This window comes from Ferruginibacter sp., assembly GCF_028288465.1.
Lineage (GTDB): Bacteria > Bacteroidota > Bacteroidia > Chitinophagales > Chitinophagaceae > Ferruginibacter.
The window spans coordinates 1-20,051 of record NZ_JAQBNR010000050.1 but is presented as its reverse complement, the minus strand read 5'-3'; the positions used below and the strand labels follow the sequence as shown (position 1 = coordinate 20,051).

Sequence of the window (20,051 nt, the reverse complement as noted above, 5' to 3'; positions counted from 1 at the left end):
TTCCTGCACCCGACAAACCCGTCAACAGGAGCATTAGCATGATCGATGATTGATATAAAACTTCGGGAACATTTTAAATAATTTTGAATTAGTCTATTGTTAATCCCGCAGCCATTTTATCATGAAAGGATAGGTATTGGTATCAACCGGATTTTTTGAAGTTGTGGTCATTCCCAGCCATTGTAACACGGGTACTCCAAAATAATTTCCTTTTGCAAAATTGTCTATGATTGATTCGCCACCACCTTTATATCCCTGTTCATGAAAAACAAAATGCGGATCGATTTTTAAATGAATACAGGCCGCGTAGCTCCAGGCTATCGACATCATTTCTTCTGAAACTGCGTCTTTTCTCTGGCCTATATTTTTGCCTTGCAATAAACCCCGCTCCGCTGAAGAAACAACTGCAATATGGGCGGCTTCATGTAACAAATCACCGGAATATTTTACCTTGGTTTTATCAATAATTATTTTTCCATCCGCAATTAAAAACCCGGGAAGAAAGCAGGCTTCCTCTTTTAAATCTTTATACAATGTTTCGATGCCTATTTCATTTAGAAAGCGCACGGCTTTCTCAAAAAGTATATTCTCCATTTTTAGTTACTGTCGGTTTCCATTTTATTCGCAAGGTCAATTGATACAGGCGTTGCCATCAGCCTGAGCTGCTGTATTATTTTGGCTTTATCAGCGCCGTTGAAGGATTCTTTAGTTGGCATCTCAATGCTTTCCTGTTTCAAATCTGCCTGGTTATGAATTAAACCCTTTACCCAACCATTTACTTTGCAATCAATAACAAGGTGAATGCGGTTGGTGGCGCCGGAATTATTCACCCTGTGCCTTAGCGATAGATTCAGGTACCAGCATTCGCCTTCCTGCATGGGAATCTGTTCTTCTTCAATAAAAAATGCCACGCCGTTATTGGTAAAAACAGGGATGTGAAATCTTGCTTCTCCTTCCTCCAAACTCATATCATAATCGCTGTGTTCTTTAATGCTGGCACCTGCATTTAAATTCATCAGGCGTACCGACATTTTTTCACACCTAAAATAATTGAGCACCGATGATAAATACGGGCAATCGTTTAGAAGAGTCGTATCCTTATACTGCATGTTTGTTTGTAAAGAACCACTGTGGATAGCTATGTTATTTTCTATACTGCCATTCAATGACCGGAGCGGTAAAATTGTCCAATTACCTTCGTAATGTTTTTCATTATAATGCGGTTTCCAAAAATTTGCTTCAAGCCCATTCACTTCTTGTTGCATCTGCTGTACATCAAACCGCTGTTTTATTCTGCTGTATTTTATCATTTCCGTGCTAACAATTTGGGAAGTTAGTTTTTGATGTTACCAGATTGCTTTTTTTAGATAACTGAACAGAGACTATTTCTTCATTCCTTCCAGTTCTTTTTGCAACCGGAACATTTCATCCCTTAAGCGGGCAGCTTCCATAAAATCAAGATCCCGGGCGGCTTTTTCCATCTCTTTTTTAATTTTAGCAATGCCTTTTTCCATTTGCGGAATCGTTTTATATACTTCCTGGTCTTCTGCTGCTACGGTAACCAAATCATCCGAATCTCCGATTGAATAAGGGTTTGAAGGATCATAGCCCTTTACATCCAGAACGGAACCCTGAGCAAAAATCTGTTCTTTACTTTTAATAATGGTAGTGGGCGTTATGCCATGCTCAATATTGTAAGCAATTTGTTTCTCTCTTCTGCGACTGGTTTCATCAATGGTTTTTTGCATGCTTTCTGTCATCTTATCAGCATAAAAAATAACCAGCCCGTCCACATTACGTGCTGCCCTTCCGGCGGTCTGTGTAAGACTTCTTTCATTGCGTAAAAAGCCTTCTTTGTCGGCATCTAAAATGGCAACCAGCGAAACTTCCGGTAAATCTAGTCCTTCCCTTAATAAGTTCACACCAACCAGTACATCAATTATTCCAAGACGCAATTCTCTTAATATTTCTATTCTTTCCAGCGTATGTACTTCACTATGTATGTACTTACTTTTTATGTTAATGCGATGCAGGTATTTGTCCATCTCCTCCGCCATTCTTTTGGTCAGCGTGGTTACCAGAACACGATCGCCTTTGGTAATTCTTTTATCAATTTCATCCAGTAAGTCATCAATCTGGTTAATGGAGGGGCGAACCTCAATTGGCGGATCCAGCAGACCAGTTGGTCTTACAACCTGTTCCACCACAACACCACCGGTTTTTTCCAATTCAAAATCTCCGGGTGTGGCAGATACAAAAATGGTTTGATTCACCATGTTTTCAAACTCATGAAAATTAAGCGGCCTGTTATCCAAAGCGGAAGGCAGGCGAAAGCCATAATCAACCAAAATTAGTTTACGGCTTCTGTCACCACCATACATGCCACTTACCTGCGGGATGGTTTGATGACTTTCATCGACAATACAGATGAAATCTTTAGGAAAATAATCCAGCAAACAGAATGGCCTTGTGCCAGGTTTACGCCGGTCAAAAAACCGGGAATAGTTTTCTATGCCATTACAATACCCCAGCTCCCTGATCATTTCCAAATCGTAATTTACCCGTTCACTCAGTCGCTGTGCCTCTATAAACTTACCACTGTTTTTAAAATATTCCACCTGCGCTGCGGTTTCATCCTGTATCTCATAAATTACCTGCTGCATAATATCTTTTGGAGCAAGATAAAGATTGGCGGGAAAGATAGCGGCATTGTCAACGACGCCAATGCGCTTACTGCTAGAAAGTTCCAGCGTTTCAATGCTTTCTATTTCATCGCCAAAAAAACTGATACGGTAACCAAAATCAACATAAGGCAAATTGATATCTACTGTATCGCCTTTTACCCTAAAAGTACCACGTGTAAAATCGCCCTGCGACCGGGAATACAAACTATTTACCAGTGAATGCAAAAAGCCCTGCCTTGAAATCACCTGTCCCTTTTGAATGCGTACAATCCCATTTTCAAATTCAGTCGGGTTGCCCATACCATAAATACAACTCACACTGGCCACTACAATAATGTCCCTTCGTCCACTCAATAATTGTGCAGTAGCCTGTAGCCGCAGTTTGTCCAGCTCTTCATTTATGCTGAGGTCTTTTTCTATGTAAGTGTTGCTCACCGGCATATATGCTTCCGGTTGGTAGTAATCATAATAGCTTACAAAATAACCAACCGCATTATCTGGAAAGAATTGTTTAAACTCACCGTACAACTGGGCAACAAGCGTTTTATTATGTGTAAGTACCAGCACGGGCCTTTGCACATTTTGAATAACGTTGGCAATTGTATAGGTTTTACCGCTACCGGTTACTCCCAGTAAGGTTTGATATTGCTCGCCCTCGTTAATGCCTTCCGTTAACTTGCGGATGGCATCCGGCTGGTCGCCGGAAGGAGCGTATGATGATTGCAGATTAAAAGGCATATTGATTTGCTAAACAATAAATGTAGTAAGAAAGTTCCGGGAAATATCCGGGAGATTTAAATTTTCACAGTGCTTTTTGCAACCGATTCTCTTCGCAAAGACTTTTCATTTTTGAGTGTCATTTTGCTGATGGCATCTCTGCGGATAAGCCAGGCGATGGTAAAAGAAGGAATAATATCCGTAAAAGGAATAATCTCTTCCAAAAAATCAAGTACGCCACCAATTAAACCCAGCCGGCCGCCAAACAATTTAAAAAAAATGTAGCCGGAAATGGGCGCCCATATAACATCCGTAAATTCACCCATTCCAGGGAAAATAAAGCTAGCCATACCAATCAAATCCATTGCTACGCAAATACCGATGTGTGGCAAAAACATTTTTTTGTCATTTTCTTTCATTCCTGATATAAGTTTTTATTAATCTATCAATTCTCCTGCCATTTAAATAACTGTTGATATTTAATATTGGGATACCCAGCTATTGAATTTACTTTTTTTAAGAGGGGGTAAACGTTAAAATAATTTATACACAAGTCCCACTACAGTAAATTAAGTGGTTTTCATTGTAAAATTGTCTCAAATCATTGCCCACACGGTCTGATTTAACGTCTTTTTACGATCATAAGTTTACATTTAACCTTGTGGTACGGCTGAATTTGCTTACTTTCGCACATTCAAAAAACAGCTGAAGTTTTTTGGGTAACCGGATTAACCTTACAGATTAACCGGGGGCTGAAAAAACAGCTAAAAGCAAAGTAAAAAATGAATATAAGAAACATCGCCATCATTGCGCACGTAGATCATGGCAAAACAACCCTGGTTGACAAAATTCTGCATACCACGAATATTTTTCGTGATAACCAGGAAACAGGCGAATTGATAATGGATAGTAATGACCTCGAAAAGGAACGTGGTATCACTATTTTTAGTAAAAACGTATCTGTAAACTACAAAGGCGTTAAAATTAACGTGATAGATACTCCTGGTCACGCCGATTTTGGTGGTGAAGTAGAAAGGGTATTGAAGATGGCAGATGGCGTGGTGTTACTGGTAGATGCTTTTGAAGGACCAATGCCCCAAACACGTTTTGTATTGCAAAAGGCGTTGCAACTGGGTTTGCGCCCGATTGTAGTGATCAATAAAGTAGACAAGCCAAACTGTCGTCCTGATGAAGTGCATGACGCGGTTTTTGAATTATTCTTTAACCTGGATGCAACTGAAGAACAGCTTGATTTTGCTACTGTTTACGGCAGCAGTAAACAAGGCTGGATGAATACAACGTTAGAACCAACTGATAATATTTTTCCATTGTTGGATACTATCCTGGAAAAAGTTCCTGAGCCACATGTTACCGAAGGAAATTTGCAATTGCAAATCACTTCACTTGACTATTCTTCATTTTTGGGAAGAATAGCAGTGGGCAGAATTGCAAGGGGTACCATCAAAGAAAACCAGCCTGTTTGCCTGATGAAAACAGACGGCTCGGTAGTAAAAAGCAGGGTAAAAGAATTGTATATTTTTGAAGGCCTTGGTAAAAAGAAAGTAGCTGAAGTAAGCGCCGGAGATATTTGTGCAGTTGTAGGTATTGAAGGATTCAACATTGGCGAAACCATCGCTGATTTTGAAAATCCGGAAGCATTGCCCATTACGAGCATTGATGAACCAACAATGAACATGCAGTTCAGTATCAATAACTCTCCTTTCTTTGGACGTGATGGTAAATTTGTTACCAGCCGCCATTTAAGAGACAGGCTGGAAAAAGAACTGGAAAAAAATCTTGCGTTGCGTGTGCAACCAACCGACAGTGCGGACAGCTTTATGGTATACGGTCGTGGTATTTTGCATTTAAGTGTATTGATTGAAACCATGCGTCGCGAAGGATATGAATTAACTGTAGGACAACCACAGGTACTTACAAAAGAAGTAGATGGTAAAAAACACGAGCCATATGAAGTTTTGGTGGTAGATGTACCGGCTGAATTCAGTGGTAAAGTAATTGACCTTGTGACTCAACGTAAAGGCGAAATGCTGGTGATGGAAAGTAAAGGTGAAATGCAGCATCTGGAATTTGATATTCCATCAAGAGGTTTGCTGGGATTGCGTTCTCAAATGTTGACCAATACGGCTGGTGAAGCAGTAATGGCGCATCGGTTTAACGAATACAAACCATGGAAAGGCCCGATTCCCGGAAGAAACAATGGGGTGATGCTGGCTAAAAATGCCGGTTTCCCAACTGGTTATTCCATTGATAAATTGCAGGACAGGGGTTCTTTCTTTATTGATACCACCGATGAAATTTATGTAGGCCAGGTAATTGGCGAAAGTACCAAACCGGGCGACCTGGTGGTAAATGTGGTAGAAAAGAAACAGCTGACCAATATGCGTGCAAGCGGTACAGATGATTCAGTTCGTGTGATTCCCAAAAGGCAGTTTACTTTGGAAGAATGTATGGAGTATATTCAGCAGGATGAGTGCATAGAAGTAACACCAAAAAACATACGCATGCGTAAAGTAATTCTGGATGAAGATGAAAGAAAGAAAGTGTCAAAAATGATGAAAGCAGAAGTAGCGTAAGCAAACTTTAATAGTATTTCGAAATCCCTCAATGTAAATTGGGGGATTTTTTTGTAAACGCCAGGCATCATTTATTTAGGATATTTGATGTAAATAACAAAGAGAATGCTGATATTTTCGTGAAATTATCTGAGATAAAAAAGTGGGTTGATAAATAGTCTGCACAGCGAAATGCTTACCGGTCTGCGTAGAAGTTTATATCAAATTGTGGCAAGCTGTTAAACAAGCAAAATGCCATATAACAGGATACGCCTTTTTACCGGAAGAAACTTAAGATAATGGCGTGCGTATTAAAACTTGATATGAATATTGCTGGTTTAAGAGCGTTCATAAAACAAAAAAGCCTTTGCAAAAATTGCAAAGGCTTTTAGCTGTAGGGGGAGGGATCGAACCTCCACGGAGCAGTTAGTTGTAGCACAAAGTTGAGTGGTCGACCCTGGTCGAGTCTGCATTGCTGCAGGCACGGCTCTATGCTATATTTATCCTGTTATCTCCACCCCCGAGACAAGAGGGCATGTCTGCCAAAGATTTCATCACCCCACAATTTTAAAGAACATTTATTGTGCAAATCTACGTAAAATGCCATTATATTGAATATATTTTACTAAATATTTTAAAAATATAGATAATATTCAATCAATTGTGCATATATTTGAATAGTTATTAAAATCAAAATAAAAAATGGCGACCAAATTAAATCTTGACAAACTTGATTTGCAAATTATTCATGAAATGATGGAAACCGCTGAAATTTCTTATGCTGAACTAGGTAAGAAATTATTTGTAAGTGGCGGTACCATTCACGTACGTATCAAAAAACTACAAGAGTTCGGAATTGTCAAAGGTACTAAACTAAATGTAGATATCCGGCAGTTAGGGTATGATATTACCGCTTTCGTTGGAATTTATTTAGAAAAAAGCTCATTATACGATGCTGTGGCTAAAGAATTAATGAATATTCCTGAAATTGTAAGGCTTAACTACATCACGGGTAATTACAGTATGTTTATTGAGATTGTTTGTAAGGATATAACACAACTGCGTTTTGTACTGCACGATGCATTACAAAAAATTAAAGGAATTGATCGCACCGAAACTTTCATTTCGCTGGAAGAAGGATTTAACAGAAACGTCCAGGTAGCCCCGGTTGATTAAATGGTTGGTTAGGCAATCATAAGCACTTTTAAGTAATGCTCTTCACATCCGCTGCATCCCGCAAACCATTGCCCAATAAGTTAAAAGCAAGTACCAGCAGCATAATAGCGAAGCCTGGTATGAGGGCCAGTATGGCATTGTGGGTAATGATAAAATTATAATTTTCCCGGATCATTAATCCCCAGCTTGGTTGTGGCGGTTGTACCCCGATACCTAAAAAACTTAAGCCGGCTTCAATAATAATAGCTGTTGCAAAATTGCTTGCTGCAATTACCAGTACCGGTCCAAGTATGTTTGGTAAAATGTGACGTACGATGATTCTGCTATTGCTTAACCCCATTACTTTCGCTGCCTGTATGTATTCCATTTCTTTCACAGCCATCACCTGCCCACGGATCAAACGGGCAACGCTTACCCACATGGTAAGGCCGACTGCAATAAATATTTGCCAAAAGCCTTTGCCCAAAGCCATGGTAATGGCAAACACCAGTAGCAAAGTTGGAATGCTCCAGGTAACATTTACCAGCCACATAACAACTTCGTCTATCCATCCCCGGTAGTAGCCGGCAACAGCTCCCAGTGCAACACCCAGCACCAGTGAAATAAGCACAGCTATCAGGCCGACGGCGAGGCTTACTTTTGTACCAATGATTAATCTGCTCAAAATGTCGCGACCAAATTTATCAGTGCCCAGGTAGTATATTTTGGTAACAATATTTTGCTGAAATAATTTGGCTGGCCGGTGATTGGTTAACTGGCTGATGGAATAAATTTGTACCACGCTTGTATCATCATCAACATATTTATTCACCACAAGCGAATTGTCCTTTACTTCATATTTAGTGATTGGCAGATACCGGTAATCCTCTGCCTTTCCACTGATCAGTTTTGTAAACCAGCTAACTGAATTATTTTTTTTGTAGGGGATTTTTAAAAAGAGTTGTTTGTAGCCTGGATTTTTTGCCTGTATCTCTACTGTTTGCAAATTCGCATTTGGCGTGGCGTCTGGCGCCACCAGGTAGCCAAACAGGGATAGAAAGATGGCTATAGCAATCACTGCCAGGCCAAATAATGCAGCCTTGTTTTTTTTGAGCCGATGCCAGGTTTGTGCTGTAAAAGAAAATGATTGCTCCATTGTTAACATTGCTGCGAAATTATTTTACTGAACGGTCTTTCCAATGATAGCTGCCAAATTTTCCCAGCCAACCAGCAATAACCGTATACAAAATATGAAATGGCTGAGCTGCAGGAAACCACCACAACACGTTTTTTTTATTAAAAAAAGCCGCCACCGGAAATAAAAAAAATAGTTCGGTGACTGTTTTTAAAACCAGCAGAAAAAACCAGTATTGTATTATGGTCAGGTTAACTTGGCCGATTGAAAAACTGGCATTGCTGAAGATAGCTGTTATGGGCAACAGCAGCAACATCAGATTAAAAAAATAAACTAATACCAGCACTGCCATAATTCGTTTATCGTCATAGGTATCTGCCTTGCTTGCCCAGCGAATGCGCTGGTTAAAAAAGTCTGTCCAGCTGCTCATGGCTTCAGTTGTAACGATTGCCTCAGACGACTTTAAAAACAGTACCCTGTCGGGATAGCGTGTATAAATTTTGTGCATCAGCAGCATGTCATCACCGCTGGCAATATGGTCTATGCCGGCAAAACCATTCACTTCATAAAATGCTTTTTTTTCATAGGCAAGATTGGCACCGTTGCACATACTGTGTATTTTTTTAAATACAGCAGCACCGGTTATTCCCTGCAACGTCATAAAATCCAACGATTGAAAAATGCCTAAAAAACTGCTGCCATCAATCGCGACTGGCGCCGCAATAAAGACGGGCTGAAAGTTTTCATAAAAAGCAGCTATAGTTGACAACCAATTTTTTTCCATTGTGCAATCCGCATCCGTAGTAACAATCAGGTCGCCCCGGGATTGGGATATGGCTATTTCGATCGCCTTTTTTTTGTATGCATTTAGTTTTTCATTCACGTGATCTTTTAAAGCAATGCATTGGATGTTACCTTGATTAAAGGATTGAACAATCGCCGCAGTCCGGTCTGTTGAATGATCATCTACTACAATAATTTCAACCAGATCTATTGGATAGGTTTGGCTGAGAATGGATTGCAGGCACTTGCCAATGTGCTGTTCTTCGTCTCTGGCGGGAATGATGATAGTAATTTTTGTTGACAGGTGAATGCCCGAACTAAGTTTGCCGGATGCACCTAAAAAAGTTGGAATCTGAAGCCAACAATAGCGATAATATAGAATAAGTACTGCGTAACCTGCAAAAAAAACGCCAGCGGTAATGAGTAGAATGGGCTCCATATTGGTATGCCGTACAAGAGTGCGACGCAAGGACGTTAAATTTTTGCACAAAAGCCGGGAGCACAAAAATAATTTTTAAAATTTCAAACGAATCATATATCTTTATATAGTTGTCTAAACAACTATATGCCAAACAACCAATTTAAAAAGGGGGAATTATACAGCTTTATTACCGGTAAAGCGAGCACGGCCATTGCACGCAGGTTACAGAAAAATTTTAAAGATGCCGGTGTAGAAATAACGATTGAACAATGGAGCGTCTTATATCATTTATGGAAGGAAGACGGGCTGAGTCAGCAGCAATTGTGCGACGCGACTTTCAGGGATAAGCCCAGCATTACACGGTTGGTAGATAACCTGGAAAAACTGCAACTGGTAAAACGGGTATCCAGCAAAAACGACCGGCGGATGAACATGATCTATTTAACAGCAGAAGCAAAAGATTTACAGGAAAAGACGATGGAACTCGCCAACCAGACATTGAACGAAGCGCTGGAAGGCGTTACCATTGAGGAGGTGGAAGTCGCCAAGCTGGTACTGCAGAAGGTATACGATAACCTGGCCAGCATATCTGCATAAATTTATATTAACGATTGTTAAACAAGTTTTCAAATAATCACACCCCGGCTAACTTGTAGCTGGCGACAAACTTTACAACTATGAGCGCATCAACTTCAACTACTGCATCACTAAAAGGTGGTGAATGGTTAATTAAAGAAAGCAATGCATTTGACTCTTTTACGCCCGAAGATTTTAATGAGGAGCAATTGATGGTAAAGGAAATGTGTTTGCAGTTTTTGCAGACCGAAGTACTGCCGGTTGCAGACCGCATTGATAAACTGGAACAGGGTCTGATGCCATCCCTGATGGTAAAAGCTGGTGAACAGGGATTATTGGGCGCCTCCGTTCCGGAAGAATTTGGCGGCCTGGGAAAAGATTTTGTTACGTCAACCCTGGTTAATGAAGGCCTTGGCGGCGGTTATTCTTTTAGCGTGGCCATTGCTGCACATACGGGCATTGGTACATTGCCTATTTTATACTTTGGTACTGCGGAACAAAAGCAAAAATACATTCCTAAACTGGCCACAGGTGAATGGAAAGGAGCTTACGGATTAACCGAACCCAATAGTGGCAGTGATGCATTGGGGGCTAAAACATCTGCTATACTTTCTGCCGACGGTAAGAACTATATTTTAAACGGGCAAAAATGCTGGATCACCAATGGTGGCTTTGCCGATGTGTACACCGTATTTGCTAAAATTGACGGCGACAAATTTTCTGCGTTTATTGTAGAGCGTGGCTTTGAAGGTTTTACCCAGGGACCGGAAGAACATAAAATGGGAATTAAGGGTTCTTCTACCGTGCAACTGTACTTTCAGGATTGTAAAGTGCCGGCAGAAAATTTACTGGGCGAGGTTGGCAAGGGGCATATCATCGCTTTTAATATTTTAAATATAGGGAGGTTGAAGTTGTGTGCTGCGGCATTGGGCGGATCCAAGATGGCATTGAACAGCACCATTGATTATGCAAAAACAAGAGAGCAGTTTAAAACAGCCATTGCTAATTTTGGCGCTATAAAACATAAACTGGCTGAAGCAGCCATCCGGATTTTTTCGTGCGAAAGCGCCTTATACCGAACCAGTAAATGGATTGATGATAAAGAAATTGAACTGGCCAATGCAGGCAAGCCGTTTAACGAAGCCTTACTGGGCGCCGCGGAAGAATTTGCCGTAGAATGCGCCATATTAAAAGTGCATGGCAGCGAAGTGTTGGATTTTGTGGTGGATGAAGGTGTACAGGTTTTTGGCGGCAACGGTTTTAGTGATGAATATCCAATCAGCCGTGCTTACAGGGACAGCCGTATTAACCGAATTTATGAAGGCACCAATGAGATTAACCGGTTGCTTACGGTGGATATGATTTTAAAAAGAGCCATGAAAGGCAAGCTTGACCTGATGGGTCCTGCCATGGCGGTTTCCAAAGAATTGATGAGCATACCCGAGTTTGGTAACGATGATGAGACACCTTTTGCTGCCGAAAAAAAATCCATTGTAAATATGAAGAAAAGTATTTTGATGGTAGCAGGCGCCGCAGTACAAAAACTGATGATGAAGATTTCGGATGAACAGGAAATATTGATGAACATTGCAGATATGGCGATCGAAACGTTTGTAGCAGAAAGTACTTTATTAAGAATAATAAAAATGACAGATAAACAAGGCGAAGCTGCAGCCACAATCCACATTGATATGATGCGCTGCTGTTTAAATGATGCGATTGATAATGTAAACAAGGCTGGCAAGGAAGCCATTAATGCTTTTGCTGATGGTGACGAACAGCGCATGATGCTGCTTGGGCTAAAACGTTTTACAAAAGCCGCACCGTTCAACAGTAAAGATGCCAGAAGAAGAATTGCAGATACACTGATTACTGCGGCTAAGTACCCCTGGTAAAAAGGTAAAAGGCTGATTCTATTAGAATCAGCCTTTTACCTTTTTGTACGATTGAAAGATTATTTATAAGAATAAGCAACTCCTTTTTTTATAGCCTGCTTAACTCCAAAGCCATCACTTTTATCTGATGTCATCAGTATAAATGGCGCTCCGGCTTCAGCAGCAGCTTCTTTAATTCTTTTTGTAGCTTTCTTGTCAGCAGAGCCGGCCGTATTGTAACTAAGCAATCCAGAAGTCTTGCCTTTTATTTCTTCGCCTTTTGCAAGTCCCAATACCTGGCTTTTGTCAGTTAATATTTCAACTTTTTCCCAGTCATCTTTTCCGGTAATAACAATTTTTTCTGAAATGGCTTCTTTACGGCCGCTTCCGCCATAGGTAATGCTGGCCACGGCAAATTTGCCGATAGTTTGTTCAGCTTCTTCACCAGGGTATTTGTAAGAGATGGTCGTTTCTCCTACTTTAATCACTTTTACTTCCAGCGTTTCACCGGAATGCTTCAACATTTTATCGTTGGTTTGGCAAACCGAAAACAACATTAACATAGAAGACAATACGGACAACATAATTTTTTTCATATTTTTATTTTAGGGGATGAATATATACTTTATTTGAATTATAAAAAATTTGATACAGTATTTTTTTTATTGCGTAAATCCCTGTAAAAATTTCAAGAAACTTTTTTCTGTTCGTTAACCATGGCCCGTTAATCGCAGTTACATTTTCTAAACGTGTATTTTTACCTTTCTATAAACTATAAAAGTGGTTAAACTAATTATATCAGTATTTCTTTGTGCAGGATGTATCAACTCTTTTTCCCAAACACCTGATAAGCCTTTTATCCGCCTGGTACAACCTTCAAGGGAATCCAATTTGGTCTCCTGGTCAATAAATTTTATTATTGGCAGTACCTGTAAAACCTGCATGGTTACAGTAAACGGATCTTCTGTAAAAGTATATCCAACAGGCGCTTTTGCAGTTGAATTAAATTTACATCCGGGAGATACTACTTTTAACCTGGCGGCTGTTATCAATGGTAAAACAGCCACTAAAAAAGTTACTTACACCTATTCATTGCCAAAGCCTGCCGAACCAGTAAAGGAACTGGGCATTGAAAGTATTCAAACTTATCCCGAAGGAAATTTAATACTGTCTCCCGGTGATAAAATCCAATTCAGGGTAAAGGCATTTACTCATTGCACGGTGAAAACTATTGGAGATACCCGCTTGTACGAATTGCCTGTTACGCAAACCAAAGGAATGCCCGGTATTTACCAGGGTGAATACACAGTTAAAGAAACAGACAGTTTTTCCGTAATGAAAATGCCGGTTACCATTACAGATTCTTTGCAGATAAGCACGACCAGAGAAACGAAACAGGTTTTTTCTGTAATGTCGCCACTGGCATCTGATATGGCACTTACCAAAGGCCGGTTGGCACATCTGGAATATGGGCTTGGAGATGATCGGCTGGGCGGTGCCAAGATTGGTTACATCGACAGCAATATTGTACTGAAAATTATCGGAAAAGTGGGTACTCATTTTAAAGTGCAGTTGTCAAAAAGCAGAACCGCTTATATTCCCGATGAATTGGTAACACTAATGCCCAAAGGAACTTTTACTCCTGAATCGTTGACTGATAAATGGAATGTATATGGAGACGACCGGTACGATTACGTAAAGGTGGGCTTGTTTGCAAGATTGCCTTACCAGTCATACCAATTTACAGATCCTTCTACCTTAGTGGTGGATATTTATGGCGCTACTAATAATACCAACTGGATTACCCAATTGCAAACAGCAAAAGAAATCAGGAAGATTGACTACCAACAGGTGGAGGATGGACTTTTCAGAATAACCATTTCTTTAAAACATGCGCAGCATTGGGGCCACCTGATTTATTACAGCGGCAATACCCTGATAATAAAGATCAAGCACCAGCCGGAAAATCTTTCTTTAAAAAACCTGGTAATTGCGGTTGATGCCGGCCATGGTGGTAAAAATACCGGGGCCGTCGGTGCAACAGGTGTTTACGAAAAAGAAATCACGCTAGCGGTGGCGTTAAAGTTGCAGAAAGCGTTGGAAAAGGAAGGTGCAAAAGTGATCATGACCCGTACAGAAGAGGAATTTTTTGATAATAAAGAGCGGATACTTTTTTACAGGGACAGTCTGCCGGATTTATTGTTAAGCGTTCATCTTAATTCATCCGAAGACCCATTTCGTACCGGCGGTACCAGTACTTATTACCGGTATATCGGGTTTAAAAATTTAAGCCTGGATATTTATAAACGCATGCTGGAACTGGGTTTAAAGGAATATGGCAATACCGGTTCATTTAATTTCATGCTGAATAGTCCTACCGAATATCCGAATGCCTTGATTGAAACGCTTTTTCTGAGCAACCTGGACGAGGAAACAAAAATACTGGATGAAGGTTTTCAGCAACAAATGGTGGAAAAGATTGTAGCGGGTGTAAAAGACTTTTTAAAAGAGAGTAAAGAACAATAAAGTGCAGAACTTAATTGTTAATGTATATCGGATAAGTGTTTTCATTTTCTAATGTTAGCATCTATTTGTAACTTTACACACTAATAAAAAGTCCATATGAGTGAAACAGTAATTTCTGAACCCGTACAAACCCTAACTGCAAAAGACTTCGCTACCGACCAGGAAGTGCGCTGGTGCCCGGGTTGCGGGGATTATTCCATTTTGGCCCAGGTACAAAAAGTAATGCCTACGCTGGGTATTCCAAAAGAAAACATTGTAATTATCAGTGGTATTGGCTGCAGCAGCCGCTTTCCCTATTATATGAACACCTATGGCATGCATAGTATTCATGGAAGGGCAACCGCAGTGGCCAGTGGCCTGAAAGCCGCCCGCCCTGAACTAAGTGTTTGGATAGTTACAGGTGATGGTGACGGTCTAAGCATTGGAGGTAACCATACCATTCATTTGCTGCGCAGAAATTTTGATGTAAATGTATTGCTGTTTAATAACCAGATTTATGGTTTAACCAAGGGACAATATTCTCCTACCTCCGAAGAACATAAAATCACCAAGTCGTCTCCTTTTGGCAGTATAGATCATCCTTTTAATCCTTTGGCACTGGCGATGGGAGCCGATGCAAGTTTTATTGCAAGATCAATGGACAGAGATCCAAAACATCTTCAGTCTATGTTGTTACGTGCACAGGGCCACAGGGGCTCTTCTTTCTTAGAAATTTACCAGAACTGCAATATTTTCAATGACGGTGCTTTTGAAATATTTACTGAAAAAGGCACAAAGCAAGAAGAAGGATTGTACCTGGAACAGGGAAAACCATTGTTATTCGGCGCCTCTAAAAATAAAGGCATTAAACTGGATGGATTTAAACCGGTGATTGTAGAAGTTGGAGAAGGTAAAGCAAGTGCAGATGACCTTTGGATACACGATGAAAAAGATTTTTACAAGGCGCAGATATTGATCCGCATGTTTGATGATCCAAGATTGACAAGCCATTTACCAAGACCATTTGGAGTATTTTTTGAAACTGACCGGCCTTGCTATGAAGATGGAATGGCGATGCAGATAGAAGAAATTATTTCTAAAAAAGGCAAGGGTGACCTGGATAAATTATTGCGTGGCAATGAAACCTGGACTATTAGCTAATCATCCTGCAAATAATTAAAATAATATTAAACGGCCACCTTTTGAGGATGGCCGTTTTTTAGTTTTATAAGACGGTTTACACCAATCCTTTTTGAAGCAGGTATTCTGCAATCTGCACCGCATTGGTAGCTGCACCTTTGCGTAAATTATCGCTTACAATCCAGCAGTTCAGCGTATTAGGCTGTGTTTCATCCCGGCGGATTCTTCCAACAAAAGTTTCATCTTTTTCATGAGCGGTTAACGGCATTGGGTAAATAAAATTCGCAATATCATCCTGCACCACCACACCCGGCGCTTTACTTAAAAGGTCCCGTACTTCTGCAAGATCAAAATCATTTTCAAATTCAATATTCACGCTTTCACTATGGCCGCCCATCACCGGAATACGCACTGTGGTAGCAGTTACTTTAATATTGGTATCGCCGATAATTTTCACCGTTTCGTGGGTCATTTTCATTTCCTCTTTGGTGTAACCATTTTCAAGGAACACATCAATTTGTGGGATAGCGTTCAGGTCGATGGGATATTTATAAGCCATTTCTCCCTCTATTCCTTTTCTTTCATTCATCAATTGCTCAACCGCCTTAACGCCTGTGCCAGTAACGCTTTGGTAGGTAGACACTACGACTCTTTTGATTTTATATTTATCGTGCAATGGTTTTAAAACCACTACCATTTGAATGGTAGAACAATTTGGATTAGCGATGATTTTATCAGCTGCTGTCAGCACATCAGCATTTACTTCAGGAACAACCAGTTTTTTTGTCGGATCCATACGCCATGCGCTGGAGTTATCAATAACGGTAATACCGGCTTCTGCGAATTTCGGAGCAATGGCCAATGATGTGCCGCCACCGGCTGAAAAAATAGCAATGGCTGGTTTTGCTGCAATGGCGTCTTCGTAACCAACTACCTTATATTTCTTGCCCTTAAATTCTACTTCTTTACCAATAGATTTTTCAGAAGCGACAGGAATTAATTCGGTTACCGGGAAATTTCTTTCGGCTAATACCTGTAACATTTTTGTGCCTACCAATCCGGTAGCGCCAACTACAGCAACTTTCATTTGTTTAATTTTTATTTTGATTAAAGGTTTTGATTTATCCGCAACCTTGCCGTTTAAAAAAGAGCGGACAAAATAAAGCCTCCCGTTTTGGCGGAAGGCTGTGCATATTGTGTAACAAACAAAACACTATTACCTCCCGCTACCGGAATGTTTCTTAGTTGTTTTTGTATGTTTTATTGTCATCATTGCGGGTGCGAAAATAAATACTATTTCGCAACCAGCCAAACATTCCTGTAAGTAAAATTATAATGCATTTAACAAAAGCACTCTTTAATTGAATTGCAATTACCATCTTATACCCTTTATTAAAAGTTGTATAAGTAAGCTTACACAAATTGCTATAATAAAATAAATATAATAAAAATAGTATCTTTAAAATGTCCGGTAGCTATATTCTTCTTTTAAGCTGTCCTTTTGCTTTCCTCTTTTATCCGCTTGATGATCCCTGAAATATTTAAACCCGTTCTCATGCATAAGACACTAATGATTTTCATGCCCATGATTTTGTGTACTCATTTAATAACGCATGCACAGATCTCAGAAAATTTTTCCGACGGCGACTATACTTCAAACCCTGTATGGACAGGCAATGGAGGCGACTGGATAGTAAACCCATCCGGCCAGTTGCAAAGTAATAACACAGTGATCAACAGGAGTTTTTTTATCACTACGCCCAACACACTGGCGGTAAATGCGCAGTGGGATTTCTATATTAATTTGACCTTCGCTACTTCAGGTGCCAACTACACAGATGTCTACCTGGTATCCACTTCAGGCAATTTGGAAGCGCTTGACAATGCGGGTTATGTAGTACGAATCGGAAATACTGCCGATGAAATAAGCTTATACCGTAAAGACGCAGGTAATGCAACAGCAGTTAAAATCATTGACGGTGTTGATGGCGCTGTCAGCAGCTCATCCAACAACAAAATAAAAATAAAAGTTACAAGAGATGCGGCAAACAACTGGATCTTAAATCGTGACATGACGGGCGCCGGCACAAATTATTTTACAGAAGGGACCGTTTCAGATGCCAACATTACAACTTCTTCATTCTTTGGAATACTTGTAAAACAAAGCACAGCCAGCTTTATACAAAGACATTTTTTTGATGACATAGAAGTAAAAACGATAGCCCCCGATATTACTCCACCGGTTGTACAAAACGCAAAAGCAATCAGCGCAAACGAACTGGATGTATTTTTTAATGAACCGTTGGATAATATCAGCAGCCAGGTAGCGGCTAACTATTCTGTAAATAATGGAATAGGAGTATCGGTCAAAGCTTTGCTGGATGCATTCGATAATACAGTTGTTCATCTAACATTCAACAACAATTTGCCGGGCTTGCCAAACAATCAGCTAACAATAAATGGGGTACAGGATATAGCAGGCAATGCAATCATAAATGCAGTTGCGCCTATTGTATTTGTAACGCTTAACAACAGCCATTTGTATGATATAGTAATCGATGAAATAATGGCGCATCCTGTAACACAGGGTAATTTGCCAAACAATGAATGGATAGAATTGAAGAACACTTCGATAACACCCGTCAATTTAAAAGGATGGAAATTGAGTGGTCATTCAGGCACAAGCGGTGCCATGCCTGATTTTATTTTACCATCAGATAGCCTCGTAATAATCTGCTCCAGCAACGCACTTGGAACATTTACAAGCTTAGGAAAGGCGATCGCAGTCACCAGTTTCCCTTCGCTGGGAAATGAGGGTGATGTGTTATCACTTATCTCATCACATGAAAAAGTAATTCATGCCGTTAACTACTCAGACAACTGGTATCAGAATGAATTAAAAAAGCAGGGAGGATGGAGCCTCGAAATGATGGATACCAAAAATCCTTGTTCAGGCGTTAGCAACTGGAGGGCAAGCACTGATGCAAGAGGAGGTTCGCCGGGTATAGAGAATACAGTTGATGCAATTAATCCCGATACAAATGCACCGAAGTTATTGCGAGCCTATACAACAGATAGCGTAACTATTGTCCTGGTTTTTGATGAACCACTGGATGCCCTGAAAGCCGCTTCAGTAAATAATTACAGCATTAGTGATGGCGTCGGCTTACCTGTTGCTGCAACCGCTATATTTCCAGTACCAGATAAAGTAAACCTTCTTTTAAATGCTCCACTTGCAGCTTCAAAAATTTATTCCGTTACCGTAACAGGCATTACAGATTGTACTGGTAATGCTATCGGTAATAAAAATATTGCAAAGGTTGGGCGAAGCACTGTAGCCGACAGCCTCGATCTCATCATCAACGAAATTTTATTTGATCCGCCCACGGCAGGAAGTGATTATGTAGAACTGTACAACCGCAGCAATAAAATAATTGATCTTAAACAAACCTACATCGCTAACCGCGGAACCAACGGCGCCATCAGCAATATCACAGCAATCAGCGCAGAAAATTACCTCCTCTTTCCGCAGGAATTTATTTTGCTAAGCAAAGATGTTGACTGGGTAAAATCATCGTACGTCACGCAGAACGCCGATGCTTTCGCAACAGTAAATTTGCCTTCTTATAACAATGATAAAAGCAGCGTGGTTGTTTTAAATGCACAGGGAAATACCACTGACGAAGTAACGTACAGTGACAAATGGCATTTTAAATTATTGGATAAAACAGAAGGTGTATCGCTGGAAAGAATTGATTACAACGGGTCTTCCCAATCATCCGCCAACTGGCATTCAGCAGCTACCAGCGTGGGTTATGGAACACCCGGCTACAAAAACTCGCAATACCATATTGCTGAAACAGTACAGGGCGAATTGAAACTGGCACCGGAAATTGTTTCGCCTGATAATGACGGACAGGATGATTTTGCAACACTCGGTTATAATTTTCCAGAGCCGGGGTATGTGGCTAACATCACTATCTTTGATGCTGCGGGCAGAAGGGTGCGATACCTGCAACACAATGCTTTATGTGGAACAAAAGGAAATTTTATTTGGGATGGATTGGGAGAAAAAAGTCAGCAGCTGCCGGTAGGGATTTATATTGTGTTTGCAGAGGTTTTTAATTTGAAAGGCAAGACAAAGCAATTTAAATTACCGCTTGTATTGGCAAGAAGATATTAGCTGGCATGTAATTTTAGTTCGCTGTTACATTAACATTCAATGCTTTACCAAATACCATAAACATATGCACCTGCAAACAAAAAATTGGCTGCCATTGACAATTATAACAATAGCGGTTTTATCATGTAATAACAAATCAACTTTGAAACAAACTTCTTACAACTGGCCAGCCAATATTGCACCACCAGTATGCGAAATAAAGCCTAAAGAATTAATTGCCCATGGCGATACAAGAACAGACAATTATTACTGGCTGAATGACTTTTTTAAGAAAGGCCCGGATAGTACCAAAGTAGTTGACTACC

The 20,051-nt window shown here is 40.3% G+C and carries 15 protein-coding genes; 7 read left to right on the top strand and 8 right to left on the bottom strand.

Annotation, left to right across the window (positions count from 1 at the left end; all coding sequences use genetic code 11):
* Positions 1–99: 99 nt before the first annotated feature.
* The 4 genes from JWR61_RS18675 to JWR61_RS18660 form a co-directional block, all read right to left on the bottom strand.
* Positions 100–594, bottom strand: a complete 495-nt coding sequence (locus tag JWR61_RS18675; RefSeq protein WP_301929246.1) for a hypothetical protein — start codon at positions 592–594, stop codon at positions 100–102.
* 2 nt (positions 595–596) lie between these two features.
* Positions 597–1,310 carry an aspartyl/asparaginyl beta-hydroxylase domain-containing protein gene (locus JWR61_RS18670; protein ID WP_301929245.1) on the bottom strand — a complete coding sequence of 238 codons (714 nt, stop codon included), beginning with the start codon at positions 1,308–1,310 and terminating at the stop codon, positions 597–599.
* Positions 1,311–1,382: 72 nt separating this feature from the next.
* Complete coding sequence (gene uvrB, locus JWR61_RS18665) at positions 1,383–3,422, bottom strand: excinuclease ABC subunit UvrB (RefSeq protein ID WP_301929244.1); 2,040 nt, start codon at positions 3,420–3,422, stop codon at positions 1,383–1,385.
* 56 nt (positions 3,423–3,478) lie between these two features.
* Complete coding sequence (locus JWR61_RS18660) at positions 3,479–3,820, bottom strand: hypothetical protein (RefSeq protein ID WP_290339624.1); 342 nt, start codon at positions 3,818–3,820, stop codon at positions 3,479–3,481.
* Positions 3,821–4,183: 363 nt separating this feature from the next.
* Between JWR61_RS18660 and typA the strand changes: the two genes are divergently transcribed.
* Both typA and JWR61_RS18650 read left to right on the top strand, forming a co-directional pair.
* The gene (typA, locus tag JWR61_RS18655; protein ID WP_290339625.1) at positions 4,184–5,995 is read left to right on the top strand and encodes a translational GTPase TypA; all 1,812 of its coding nucleotides are present in this window, start codon (positions 4,184–4,186) and stop codon (positions 5,993–5,995) included.
* 681 nt (positions 5,996–6,676) lie between these two features.
* Complete coding sequence (locus JWR61_RS18650) at positions 6,677–7,150, top strand: Lrp/AsnC ligand binding domain-containing protein (RefSeq protein WP_290339626.1); 474 nt, start codon at positions 6,677–6,679, stop codon at positions 7,148–7,150.
* Positions 7,151–7,178: 28 nt separating this feature from the next.
* Here JWR61_RS18650 and JWR61_RS18645 read toward each other — a convergent pair whose 3' ends face one another.
* Together JWR61_RS18645 and JWR61_RS18640 are read right to left on the bottom strand one after the other, a co-directional pair.
* Positions 7,179–8,285, bottom strand: a complete 1,107-nt coding sequence (locus JWR61_RS18645) for an ABC transporter permease (protein ID WP_301929243.1) — start codon at positions 8,283–8,285, stop codon at positions 7,179–7,181.
* Positions 8,286–8,304: 19 nt separating this feature from the next.
* Entirely contained in the window at positions 8,305–9,516 is a 1,212-nt protein-coding gene (locus JWR61_RS18640) for a glycosyltransferase (RefSeq protein ID WP_301929242.1), read from the bottom strand.
* A 96-nt stretch (positions 9,517–9,612) separates the two neighbouring features.
* Between JWR61_RS18640 and JWR61_RS18635 the strand changes: the two genes are divergently transcribed.
* Positions 9,613–10,065 carry a MarR family winged helix-turn-helix transcriptional regulator gene (locus JWR61_RS18635; RefSeq protein ID WP_290339630.1) on the top strand — a complete coding sequence of 151 codons (453 nt, stop codon included), beginning with the start codon at positions 9,613–9,615 and terminating at the stop codon, positions 10,063–10,065.
* Between the two features lie 80 nt (positions 10,066–10,145).
* The gene (locus tag JWR61_RS18630) at positions 10,146–11,939 is read left to right on the top strand and encodes an acyl-CoA dehydrogenase family protein (protein ID WP_301929241.1); all 1,794 of its coding nucleotides are present in this window, start codon (positions 10,146–10,148) and stop codon (positions 11,937–11,939) included.
* Positions 11,940–11,998: 59 nt separating this feature from the next.
* Here JWR61_RS18630 and JWR61_RS18625 read toward each other — a convergent pair whose 3' ends face one another.
* A complete protein-coding gene (locus JWR61_RS18625; RefSeq protein WP_301929240.1) occupies positions 11,999–12,514 on the bottom strand; it encodes a hypothetical protein in 516 nt (171 codons plus the stop codon).
* 184 nt (positions 12,515–12,698) lie between these two features.
* Between JWR61_RS18625 and JWR61_RS18620 the strand changes: the two genes are divergently transcribed.
* Together JWR61_RS18620 and JWR61_RS18615 are read left to right on the top strand one after the other, a co-directional pair.
* The gene (locus JWR61_RS18620) at positions 12,699–14,444 is read left to right on the top strand and encodes an N-acetylmuramoyl-L-alanine amidase (RefSeq protein WP_301929239.1); all 1,746 of its coding nucleotides are present in this window, start codon (positions 12,699–12,701) and stop codon (positions 14,442–14,444) included.
* A gap of 96 nt (positions 14,445–14,540) precedes the next feature.
* Positions 14,541–15,584: a 2-oxoacid:ferredoxin oxidoreductase subunit beta gene (locus tag JWR61_RS18615; RefSeq protein WP_301929238.1), complete on the top strand. Its 1,044-nt coding sequence runs from the start codon at positions 14,541–14,543 to the stop codon at positions 15,582–15,584.
* Between the two features lie 76 nt (positions 15,585–15,660).
* On the opposite strand, the gene JWR61_RS18610 is transcribed toward JWR61_RS18615, so the two are convergent.
* Positions 15,661–16,650 carry an aspartate-semialdehyde dehydrogenase gene (locus tag JWR61_RS18610; RefSeq protein WP_301929237.1) on the bottom strand — a complete coding sequence of 330 codons (990 nt, stop codon included), beginning with the start codon at positions 16,648–16,650 and terminating at the stop codon, positions 15,661–15,663.
* A 468-nt stretch (positions 16,651–17,118) separates the two neighbouring features.
* Between JWR61_RS18610 and JWR61_RS18605 the strand changes: the two genes are divergently transcribed.
* Positions 17,119–19,746: a lamin tail domain-containing protein gene (locus tag JWR61_RS18605; protein ID WP_301929236.1), complete on the top strand. Its 2,628-nt coding sequence runs from the start codon at positions 17,119–17,121 to the stop codon at positions 19,744–19,746.
* Positions 19,747–20,051 lie beyond the last annotated feature (305 nt).

Excerpts from the sequence above, each read along its gene's own strand:
- JWR61_RS18630 (WP_301929241.1), top strand. The coding sequence starts at position 10,146 with ATGAGCGCATCAACTTCAACTACTGCATCACTAAAAGGTGGTGAATGG.
- JWR61_RS18625 (WP_301929240.1), bottom strand. The coding sequence starts at position 12,514 with ATGAAAAAAATTATGTTGTCCGTATTGTCTTCTATGTTAATGTTGTTT.
- JWR61_RS18670 (WP_301929245.1), bottom strand. The coding sequence starts at position 1,310 with ATGATAAAATACAGCAGAATAAAACAGCGGTTTGATGTACAGCAGATG.
- JWR61_RS18610 (WP_301929237.1), bottom strand. The coding sequence starts at position 16,650 with ATGAAAGTTGCTGTAGTTGGCGCTACCGGATTGGTAGGCACAAAAATG.
- typA (WP_290339625.1), top strand. The coding sequence starts at position 4,184 with ATGAATATAAGAAACATCGCCATCATTGCGCACGTAGATCATGGCAAA.
- JWR61_RS18660 (WP_290339624.1), bottom strand. The coding sequence starts at position 3,820 with ATGAAAGAAAATGACAAAAAAATGTTTTTGCCACACATCGGTATTTGC.
- JWR61_RS18615 (WP_301929238.1), top strand. The coding sequence starts at position 14,541 with ATGAGTGAAACAGTAATTTCTGAACCCGTACAAACCCTAACTGCAAAA.
- uvrB (WP_301929244.1), bottom strand. The coding sequence starts at position 3,422 with ATGCCTTTTAATCTGCAATCATCATACGCTCCTTCCGGCGACCAGCCG.
- JWR61_RS18675 (WP_301929246.1), bottom strand. The coding sequence starts at position 594 with ATGGAGAATATACTTTTTGAGAAAGCCGTGCGCTTTCTAAATGAAATA.
- JWR61_RS18650 (WP_290339626.1), top strand. The coding sequence starts at position 6,677 with ATGGCGACCAAATTAAATCTTGACAAACTTGATTTGCAAATTATTCAT.
- JWR61_RS18605 (WP_301929236.1), top strand. The coding sequence starts at position 17,119 with ATGCATAAGACACTAATGATTTTCATGCCCATGATTTTGTGTACTCAT.
- JWR61_RS18635 (WP_290339630.1), top strand. The coding sequence starts at position 9,613 with ATGCCAAACAACCAATTTAAAAAGGGGGAATTATACAGCTTTATTACC.
- JWR61_RS18645 (WP_301929243.1), bottom strand. The coding sequence starts at position 8,285 with ATGGAGCAATCATTTTCTTTTACAGCACAAACCTGGCATCGGCTCAAA.